Source organism: Malikia granosa (genome assembly GCF_002980595.1).
GTDB lineage: Bacteria > Pseudomonadota > Gammaproteobacteria > Burkholderiales > Burkholderiaceae_C > Malikia > Malikia granosa.
The window spans coordinates 1-10,323 of the sequence record NZ_PVLQ01000075.1 but is presented as its reverse complement, the minus strand read 5'-3'; the positions used below and the strand labels follow the sequence as shown (position 1 = coordinate 10,323).

At 62.6% G+C, this 10,323-nt stretch carries 7 protein-coding genes; all 7 read left to right on the top strand.

All coding sequences use genetic code 11. The annotated features are described in order from the left end of the window. Nucleotides 1-148: 148 nt before the first annotated feature. The 7 genes from hsdR (at nucleotide 149) to C6P64_RS15105 (ending at nucleotide 10,267) form a co-directional block, all read left to right on the top strand. Nucleotides 149-3,631 (top strand): type I restriction-modification system endonuclease, encoded by a 3,483-nt coding sequence (gene hsdR / locus C6P64_RS15135; protein ID WP_105749388.1) that lies wholly within the window; start codon nucleotides 149-151, stop codon nucleotides 3,629-3,631. Between the two features lie 132 nt (nucleotides 3,632-3,763). Beyond that, nucleotides 3,764-4,726: an Abi family protein gene (locus C6P64_RS15130; protein ID WP_170073121.1), complete on the top strand. Its 963-nt coding sequence runs from the start codon at nucleotides 3,764-3,766 to the stop codon at nucleotides 4,724-4,726. Between the two features lie 6 nt (nucleotides 4,727-4,732). After that, nucleotides 4,733-6,199: a class I SAM-dependent DNA methyltransferase gene (locus C6P64_RS15125; RefSeq protein WP_105749386.1), complete on the top strand. Its 1,467-nt coding sequence runs from the start codon at nucleotides 4,733-4,735 to the stop codon at nucleotides 6,197-6,199. After that, nucleotides 6,196-7,569 (top strand): restriction endonuclease subunit S, encoded by a 1,374-nt coding sequence (locus C6P64_RS15120; RefSeq protein ID WP_211296864.1) that lies wholly within the window; start codon nucleotides 6,196-6,198, stop codon nucleotides 7,567-7,569. The genes C6P64_RS15125 and C6P64_RS15120 overlap by 4 nt, the downstream gene beginning before the upstream one ends. A 31-nt stretch (nucleotides 7,570-7,600) precedes the next feature. Then, nucleotides 7,601-8,266, top strand: coding sequence for a DUF6988 family protein (locus C6P64_RS15115; RefSeq protein ID WP_105749385.1), 666 nt, complete (start codon nucleotides 7,601-7,603; stop codon nucleotides 8,264-8,266). A gap of 21 nt (nucleotides 8,267-8,287) precedes the next feature. Further along, complete coding sequence (locus C6P64_RS15110; RefSeq protein WP_105749384.1) at nucleotides 8,288-9,379, top strand: endonuclease NucS domain-containing protein; 1,092 nt, start codon at nucleotides 8,288-8,290, stop codon at nucleotides 9,377-9,379. Nucleotides 9,380-9,397: 18 nt separating this feature from the next. Then, nucleotides 9,398-10,267, top strand: coding sequence for an alpha/beta hydrolase (locus C6P64_RS15105; RefSeq protein ID WP_105749383.1), 870 nt, complete (start codon nucleotides 9,398-9,400; stop codon nucleotides 10,265-10,267). Nucleotides 10,268-10,323 lie beyond the last annotated feature (56 nt).

Here is a 10,323-nt window from a genome sequence, read left to right as displayed (position 1 = left end):
CGATTGATGACACGCCCTAGCAAGTCGGGCTCTACCAGGTCGATGGTGTCGGGCTGATTGCTGATCGTGCGCAACCGAGGTGATCGTGTCCAGACGCCCTAGAATGGAAGCTAGTCAATAAACAGAGGAGTTCCCTCTGACCTCAGGGATGCCCAGCAATTTCAGCTTTCTCGCAGAACACTCGCCACTGCTGGCCGAATTGGGCGCCACGGCTGAGAAGCTCTATCCCTTCGACCCTGCCAGCTGCGTGCTCAAGCTGCGGTTGCTGGCCGAGACCCTGACGCAGCAAGTTGCCTCCCGCATCGGGCTGCGACTGATTCAGCCGACCCAGGCCGAACTGCTGCGTGCCGTTGACCAGCGCCTGGGGCTGGACTCTCAGGTGCGCCAGATGTTTCACCTGCTGCGTAACAGGGGCAACGAGGCGGCCCACCAGGTGGATCACCGCATCGGCTACCGAGAAGGCATGGAAGCGCTGAAGGTGGCCCGCGAGGTGGCGCTGTGGTTTCATCGCAGCTTTGGCTCTGTGCCCGACTTCAAGCCTGGGCCTTTTGTCCTGCCCGATGACCCGAGCCAGAAGCTGGCTGCGCTGCAACAGCAGATCAACCTCCTGCAGCAGGACCTGCAACAAGCCCAGACCGCTCAGGCAGCACAGGCCCAGCTGGCGCAGCTGCTCGAAGATCAGGCCGCCCAGGAGCGTGTCTTGGCTGCACGGGCTGCCGAGGAGCGAGAGGTATTCCAGAGTCTGGCTGAAGAAGCCAGCGTCCGCTATGCCGAGCTGAAGGCCGAGTTCGATGCCCGCCTACAGGCAACCAACGCCCAGCCCGACACTCCCAGCGCCAAGGACTTGCAGGCCTTCACCCAACGAGCTGCCCAGGCTGCGCAGAAGGTGTCCATGGACGAAGCCGCCACACGGCTGCTGGTCGACCAGATGCTGATCGATGCCGGCTGGGAGGCCAATACCCTCGAGTTGACCCATGCCAAGGGCGCGCGGCCCGAGCGTGGCCGTCACCAGGCCATCGCCGAATGGCCCACCCAGGGCAAGCAGAGTGCGGACTACATGCTGTTCGCTGGCCTGACCCCGATTGCAGCGGTGGAGGCCAAGCGGCTCAACGTCAACGTAGCCGGCAAGATTGGGCAGGCCGAGCGCTATGCCCGTGGGCTGGCGCTGGAGCCCGAGCATGAGGCTGCCTGGCGTATCGAAGGACGCAGCGGTCCCTGGCCTGACGGGCAGGGTGGGCTGTTCCAGGTGCCCTTCGTCTATTCCTGCAACGGCCGTCCGCTGGTCAAGCAGAGCCCGGAAGCCAGTGGCACCTGGCACCGCGACGTACGCCACCCCTCCCACCTGGCCAAGCCCCTGCAGGGCTTTCACTCGCCCGACGGCTTGCTCGACCAGCTCAAGCGCAGCCGTGATGCAGCCGAAGCCAAGCTGCGCCAGGAGAGTTTTGCCTACCTGGGTCTGCGGGACTATCAGCAAAAGGCCATTACGGCGGTCGAAGTCGCCCTGGCCCAGGGGCAGACCAACTGCCTGCTGGCCATGGCCACCGGTACCGGCAAGACTCGGACCATCATCGGGCTGATCTACCGCTTCCTGAAGGCAGAGCGCTTCCGGCGCATTCTGTTCCTGGTGGACCGCACCGCGCTAGGCCAGCAGGCGCTGGACGCCTTCAACGAAGCCCCGCTGGAGCTCAGCCAGCCGCTGTCGAAGATTTACAACATCGCCGAGCTGGGCGACATGGCGCACGAGGCCGAAACCCGCGTGCAGGTGGCTACCGTGCAGGCCATGGTCAAGCGCATCTTTGCCAGCGACAGCCCGCCCGCGCTCGATGCATTCGACTGCATCATCGTGGACGAGGCCCACCGCGGCTACACCCTCGATCAGGACATGACCGAGGGCGAGTTGGCCCTGCGCGACCAGAACCAGTACCTCAGCACCTACAGGCGTGTGCTGGACTACTTCGACGCGGTCAAGATCGGCCTGACCGCCACCCCGGCCCGCCACACTACCGACATCTTCGGCAAGCCGGTCTACACCTACTCCTACCGCGAGGCAGTCGCCGACGACTGGCTGATCGACCACGAGCCGCCCATCCGCTACGAGACGCTGCTGACCCAGAAGGGCATCCACTTCGACAAGGGCCAGCAGGTCGAGGCCATCAACCTGGCCACGGGCGAGATCGAGTCCGCCGAGCTGGACGACGAACTGAACTTCGAGCTCGAGAGCTTCAACCGCCGCGTCATCAACGAGGACTTCAACCGCGTCATCTGCGAGCAGCTGGCGCAGGAACTCGACCCGATGGGCGAGGAGAAGGCCATGATCTTCTGTGCCACCGACGCGCATGCCGACATGGTCAAGCGCTTGCTGGGTGACGCCTTCAGGGTCGTCCACGGCGAACAGTACAACCAGGCTGCCGTGGAGAAGATCACCGGCGCCTCGGACAAGGTGGACCAGCTGATCCGGCGCTACAAGAATGAGCGCTTCCCCACCATCGCCATCACGGTGGACCTGCTGACCACCGGCATCGACGTGCCGCCGATCTGCCACCTGGTGTTCCTGCGCCGGGTCAAGAGCCGCATCCTGTACGAGCAGATGATCGGCCGCGCTACCCGGCGCTGCGACGACATCGGCAAGACCGTCTTCAAGATCTACGACCCGGTGGACCTGTACGCCTCGCTGCAGGCGGTCAACACCATGCAGCCGCTGGTGAAGGACCCCAATGTCACGCTGGAGCAGCTGATCGACGAACTCAACCATCCCGCATCCTACGAGACGGCTGGCAGCAGTCCGGGCAGCACCCATGCCCATGACGTGCTCGACCAGCTCAACCAGAAGCTGATGCGCGTGCTGCGCGACGCCCAGCACAAGGCCGACAAGAAGCCCGCACTCAAAGAGCGACTGGGTCAGCTGGAACAGCAGTGGGGCGTAGCCCCGAAAGACCTGCACCATCACCTGCACAAGCTGGCGCAGCAGGCAGGCCCCCAGGCAGCGGCAGACTTTCTGCGCCAGCACACCCAGCTGCTGGTGCAGATCGCCGAGGTCAAGCAGCTGCTGGGCACCAGCTACATGCCCGTCATCTCCAGGCATGCGGACGAACTGAAGGAGCGCACCCAGAGCTGGGGCACCTACGCCAAACCAGAGGACTACCTGGACAGCTTTGGCGACTTCGTGCGCCAGCAGCTCAACCAGTCGGCGGCCATGGCCACGGTGGTCAACCGCCCCAAGGACCTGACCCGTGCCCAGCTGAAAGAAGTGCGCTTGCTCCTCGACGGCGCCGGCTACTCCGAAGCCAAGCTCAAGGCAGCATGGCGCAACCAGAGCAATCAGGACATTGCCGCTGGCATCATCGCCTACATCCGCCGGGCGGCGTTGGGCGAAGCGCTGCTGTCATTCGACCAGCGCGTGGCCCGAGCCATGCAGAAGATCTACGGCCAGCACGCCTGGACGCCCGTACAGCGCAAATGGCTGGACCGGCTGGCCAAGCAGCTCACGCACGAGCTGGTGATCGACCACGACTTCGTCAACAATGCCTTTGCCAACGACGGCGGCGCCAAGCAGCTCGACAAGCTGCTGGGCGGTCAGCTGGAGGAGGTGATGGGCGAGCTGGCGTCTGGTCTGTGGCCGCAAGTGGCATGAGGATTGCCAGGATGTGGTCTGCTCGCGCGCAAACGGTTTATGGCACAATAAAGCTTAATACGCCCCCTACCTCTGTCCCCGGCGCAAGCGCGGTGTGTCATGTTGGGGGTTTCTCTTTGGTGGCTCGAAAACATGGCTAACACTCGACCGCTGAAGGCACATCTGAGCTACCAGCAGCAGCTCGACCAGCTGCGCCAGCGAGGGCTCGTGGTGGGCAGCGAGAAAAGCGCTCTCGCAACCCTGGAGCGGCTCGGCTACTACCGGCTTTCAGGCTATTTCTACCCCCTGCGGCAAACCAAACCGATAGGGCACCCTGGCAGACTCGACCACTTCCAAGACGGTGCGAGCTTCGAGCTGGTCCAAGCTCTGGCGGAGTTCGACAAACGCCTGCGACTGATCTCGATGTACTCCATCGAGTCGGTTGAACTGGCCGTGCGGGTGGCGATTGCTCATCACCTGGGCAAGTTTGACAGTCAGGCTCACCTGAATCCCAGTCTGCTCGATGGCAAGTTCAGCCAGCCCCGCAAGAATGGCGAACCTTCTGCCCACGACAGGTGGTGTGAGCGCTACGAGAAGATGCTGAAGGACTCGAAAGAGGACTTCGTGCAGCACCACATTCACGCCTATGGCGGACAGCTGCCGATCTGGGTCGCGATAGAGCTGTGGGACTTTGGCATGTTGTCGCGTTTCTTCTCCGGCATGGAGTTCAGGGACCGTAACCGGCTGGCAGCCAAGCTGGGTGCCGTGAACGGCGAGGTGCTCGCGTCGTGGTTGCGGGCGTTCAACTTTGTCCGCAACGTCGCCGCCCACCATTCACGGTTGTGGAACCGTCGCAGCCCCGAAATTCCCAAGCTCCCACCCCAGGACCGTTGCCATTGGCTGGCTCCACTGCACGCGCAACCGGATTCGGCCAGCAAGATGTTCGGCATCTTCTCCTGCCTGCTGGTGCTGATGCGCATGATCGCGCCCAGCAACGACTGGCTGCTGCAGCTCAAGCAGCATTTGCGCACCTTCCCTGATACCGACTTGCTCTCGCTCGAGGCGGCAGGCTTCCCCACCGCCTGGGATTCGCTGCCCCTCTGGAACACTGATTGACCCCCCATGACGACCCAAGACATCGTCCAGAAACTCTGGAACCTCTGCGACGTGCTGCGTGACGACGGCATCAACTACAGCGACTACGTAACCGAGCTGGTGCTGCTGCTGTTCATCAAGATGGAGTACGAGAACGCCGAAAGCGGCCTGCTGCAGAAGCACCGGCTGCCTGACTACGCCCGCTGGCCCCAGCTGCGCGACAAGAGCGGCCTGAACCTGCTGCACCACTACCGCGAGACGCTGTTCAAGCTCTCGACCAGCAACGATAGGCTGATCTCCGCCATCTACGCTGATGCCCAGTCCAGCATCAAGGAGCCGCGCCACCTGGAGCAGCTGGTCAAGAGCCTGGACGGTATCGACTGGTTCAGCGCCCGCCAGGACGGGCTGGGCGACCTGTACGAAGGCCTACTGGAGAAGAACGCCAGCGAGACCAAGAGCGGCGCCGGCCAGTACTTCACGCCCCGGCCGCTGATCGACACAATCGTGCAGGTGCTCAAGCCCCAGCCCGGCGAAACCGTGCAGGACCCGGCGGCGGGCACGGCCGGCTTCCTGATCGCGGCCGACCGCTACATCAAGGACCACACAGACGAACTCTACGACTTGGACGAGAAGCAGCGCCAGTTCCAGCGCAACCAGGCCTTCCTGGGCATGGAGCTTGTGGCCGGAACACGCCGGCTGGCGCTGATGAACTGCCTGCTGCACGGCATCGAGGGCGACGACGAGGGCGTGGTGCATGTGGGCAACACCCTGGGCAACGCGGGTAGCAGCCTGCCCAAGAGCCACATCATCCTGAGCAACCCGCCGTTTGGCACTGCCAGGGGCGGTGGCGGCCCCACCCGCGACGACCTGACTTTCACGACCGGCAACAAGCAGCTGGCCTTCCTGCAGCACATCGTGCGCCACCTGCGCGACGGTGGCCGTGCGGCTGTGGTGCTGCCTGACAACGTACTGTTCGAGGCCGGCGTGGGCGCCGACATCCGCCACGACCTGATGGACAAGTGCAGGCTGCACACCGTTCTGCGCCTGCCCACCGGCATCTTCTACGCCCAGGGCGTCAAGACCAACGTGCTGTTCTTCCAGAAGGTCAGCCAGGCCGCGACTGGCAGCACCCAGGAAGTCTGGGTCTACGACATGCGCGCCAACGCGCCCAAGTTCGGCAAGCGCACGCCGCTGACGCACGCCCACTTTGCCGACTTCATGGCCGCGTATGGCGAGGATGCCAACGGCCTGAGCGTGCGGCAGGACCAGGGCGAGCAGGGGCGATTCCGTCGCTTCAGCCGCGAGTGGATTGCCAGCGAGAAAGGCGACAGCCTGGACATTGCCTGGCTGAAGGACGACAGTGCCGAGGATGCCGCCGACCTGCCTGAACCTGCGGTGCTGGCCCGTGAGGCGATGGAAGAACTGAACGGGGCGCTCGAGGAGTTGGAGGCGATCTTGGCGGAGCTGGGGGAAGCAGCCGAGGTAGCGCCGTGAGCGATGTTTCTGAATCCGTGGTGCAGGAAGCGACGTTGCCGGACGGTTGGACGTTTGCACCGATAGCCAGATTGGCAGTCTTCAATCCCAAGACAGATGCGGCCGAACAACAGAACTGTGGTTTCGCACCCATGCAAGGACTGGGAACCCGATACCTCGACAAGTTGGCTTTCGAGATTCGCCCATGGGGCGAGGTTCGCAAGTCCTATACCCATTTTCAGGACGGTGATGTGCTGATCGCTAAGGTCACGCCCTGCTTTGAGAACGGCAAGGCGGGGATCGCACGCGATCTGCCCAACGGCATCGGCGCCGGAAGCAGCGAGTTTTGTGTGTTTCGGCCAGCCCAAGGCATTGACGAACGCTACCTGCTGGCCTGGCTGAGCGGTGAGGATTTCAGGCGCCGTGCAACGGTCGCAATGACCGGATCGGTGGGACTCAAGCGCGTCCCAAAAGACTTTTTTCTGTCCGAGCAGATTCCGCTCGCCCCCTGCGCCGAACAGCGTCGCATCGCCGACAAGCTCGACACCGTCCTGGCCCGCGTGGACGCCGTCAATGCCCGTCTGGCCCGCGTTGCGCCCATTCTCAAACGCTTCCGGCAGTCGGTGCTGGCGGCGGCCACGTCAGGACGGTTGACGGAGGATTGGCGAGGAGGTGTCCCGTCCGACTGGGAGACGATGCGCGCAGAGGAAGTCTGCAGCAAAGTGCAGAGCGGTGGAACACCCAAAGCTGGGTTCGCTAATGACGGAGTGCCATTTCTCAAGGTCTACAACATAGTGGACCAGAAAGTGTCATTCGACTATAAGCCCCAGTTCGTGAGTCACGAAATTCACAGATCAGAACTGCGGAAATCACAAGTTGAGCCAGGTGACGTTCTTATGAACATTGTCGGGCCACCTCTTGGTAAGGTGGCAATAGTTCCAGACGAACATGCCTCATGGAACATCAATCAGGCGATCACTCTTTTTCGTCCTTCTGATCGAGTTGTTTCGCGATGGATCTACATCGTTCTTTGCGAGGGTGCCCCTATTCGAGAAGTGCTCAGCAGGACTAAAGGTTCCGTCGGGCAAGTGAACATTTCTCTCTCACAGTGCCGTGCATTTGAACTGCCGGTACCATCCATAAATGAGCAAGCCGAAATCGTCCGCCGCGTCGAAGCCCTGTTCGCCTTCGCCGACCGCCTCGAAGCCCGTTTGAAGGCCGCGCAGACTGCCACCGAGCGCCTTACGCCGTCGCTGCTGGCCAAGGCTTTCCGGGGCGAGCTGGTACCCCAGGACCCGAACGATGAACCTGCGTCGGAACTGCTGAAGCGCCTGACTACCACTGCGCCAGCCTCCCCGAAACGACGCGGCAGGGTTGCCAAGACGGAGTGATCCAGTACAAGACAAAACACCAGTGGGAGCTATGCCATACGATCAAGACACAGGGGCAATTCTTCTGCTACTGGAGCGATCCGATGCATTCGAGGAGGCGTTGCAGGGCTGCTTTCCAGATGAGGGGCTCATACTGGCAATGCCCTCGTCGCAGCACGAACTGGTGGCCAGCGCTTGCTCCATCAGCATCGAACATGCCCGGGTCCTGAGAGCGTCGTTTTCCTTGGATGCACCGCACTCCGGCACAGCGCTACTACGCCTGCAGTTTGAAGCCCTGCTGCGTGGTGCCTGGCTGTTGTTCGCCGCAACACCGTCGCAGATTGAAAAGCTGTCGGCCACGCTGGGGCAGGAAGCTGAGCAGGCCGCCAAGAACCTTCCTAGCTACTCGGTGATGCTCGAGGAAGTCGTCAAGCGTGGCCCGGAGGGATTGACTGCACCGCTGGTCGAGTTCAACCAGAACACCCGGCATGCCCTGAATTCCTTCGTGCACACCGGCATCCATCCGCTGCAACGGCACCAACAAGGTTATCCCCCTGAGCTGGCGCAGACCTTGGTGAAGTTCTCGAACGCCATCATGCATCTCGCTTACCGCATACTGGCCTCGCTGGCGGGGTCGCAGTTGCTCATGAATACAGTCACGCGTAAATTCTATGGGTTTGCAGACTGCCTGCCGGTCAAAGGTCAAGGTCTGCAATAGGGCCAAACTGGGAGTAAACAAATGCCCATCCAACACGCCATCTGGCAGATCGGCTCCCAACCGATGCCGCTCAGCGCCAGCAAGCTGGCCAGCGAACAGGTGCTGGAGGACATGATCGTCAAGGACCCACGCATTCTCAGCAACGAGTGGATGCTGATCGGGCGGCAGGAGGTGACGGCATCGGGCGGACGCATTGATCTACTGGCCATCGCGCCTGATGGAGCGCTGGTGCTGATCGAGCTCAAGCGGGACCGCACCCCTCGCGAGATCGTAGCCCAGGCGCTCGACTACGCCGCGTGGGTGCAGGGGTTGACTGCCGACAAGATCGTGCAGATCTACGCCCGCTTCAGCCAGGGCGGTAGCCTGGAAGCGGCTTTCCAGAAGCGGTTTGGCACAGCGCTGGACGAGGAATCGCTGAACCAGACGCACCAGATCATCATCGTGGCGGCGGAGCTGGACCTGTCCACCGAGCGCATCATTGGCTACCTGAACGAGCGCGACATTGCGATCAACGTGCTGTTCTTCCAGGTGTTCCAGCATGGTGAGCATCAGCTGCTGAGCCGTTCATGGTTGATCGACCCCGGCGAGACGCAGGCCAACGCCGCCGTGGGCAAAACTGCTGAAGGCGAGAAAGAGCCCTGGAACGGTGAGTTCTACGTGTCCTTCGGCGACACGAGCAGTCGCAGCTGGGACGACGCCCGCAAGTACGGCTACATCAGCGCCGGTGGTGGGCGGTGGAACAGCCAGACGCTGAAGCTGCTGTCACCCGGACAAAGGGTATGGGTCAACATCCCCAAGACGGGCTATGTAGGGGTCGGTGTAGTCGAGCAGTCTGTGCAACCCGCCAGCGAGTTCATGGTCACGACGCCCCAGTGTGAGCAGTCTGTCATGGATGTGGTGCAGCATGGCGAACAGTACAAGGCCACTGCGAACGATCCCGAGCTGAGTGAATACTTCGTGAAGGTGCGCTGGCTGGACACCCGTGACGCCCGCCATGCCTTCTACGAGGTGGGGCTGTTTGGCAACCAGAACACGGTTTGCCAGCCTACGACGCCGAAGTGGCGGCACACAGTGGAGCGGTTGAAGCAGGCGTTCAGCAACTACGCGTTGTAACTTGCTGAGCGAGCGCGCATGAGCACCTGGGCCTGGCTGCTACCTCCTGCGCTGCTGACTGCGAGCTGGCTGGGCCTGCACTGGTTGCGCCGTGAACTCACGCCGCAGCGGCTCGCCCATCCCGGACCCTCGCCAGCCGATGTCGAGGTCCAATGGGTCACCGTCCCCACAGCAAATGGCAAGCAACTCGCGGCCCAATGGATGCCAGGGCAGGGCGACCCGCTACGGGGCGTGGCGATCCTGCTGCATGGCTGGGGAGGCAACGGCAGCCAGTTGCGACCGGTGGCCGATGCCATGCTCCGTCACGGCTGGTCCGTGCTGCTGCCCGATGCCCGCAGCCATGGGCGCAGCGAAGGGGACACCTTCAGCTCCTTGCCCCGGTTTGCCGAGGACCTGGATGCTTGTCTGGACTGGCTCAGTCGGCATCACCCTGAGCGCACGCAGGCTGATGGACATGCCCAGGTGATCCTGCTGGGTCATTCGCTCGGTGCGGCAGCTTCCCTGTTGTGCGCTTCCCGTCGGGATGATGTGAGTGCCGTGGTCAGCGTCTCGGCCTTCGCCCATCCGGAGCAGGTCATGCGGCGCTGGCTGGCGCAGTACCGGATCCCGTTCTGGCCGATCGGCTGGTTGGTGAACCGTTACATCGAGAGCGTAATCGGGCATCGGTTCGACGACATCGCGCCGGTGCACACCATAGCGCAGGTGAAAGCTCCGGTGTTGCTGGTCCACGGCCGCGAGGATGATGTGGTCCCACTGGCCTGTGCCGAGCAGCTCAAGGCTGCAGCAAGTAACGCCACCTTGCTGGTGGTGCCCGGACACCATGACAGGTTTGACGATGAGGCGGGACTGAACGAGCGGGTGATGAACTGGCTGGATGTATTCTGTTGAGCAGTGCCGGTGAGCTAGCTAGCATAGCTATGCTAGCTAGGGCCTGTTAACGCAAG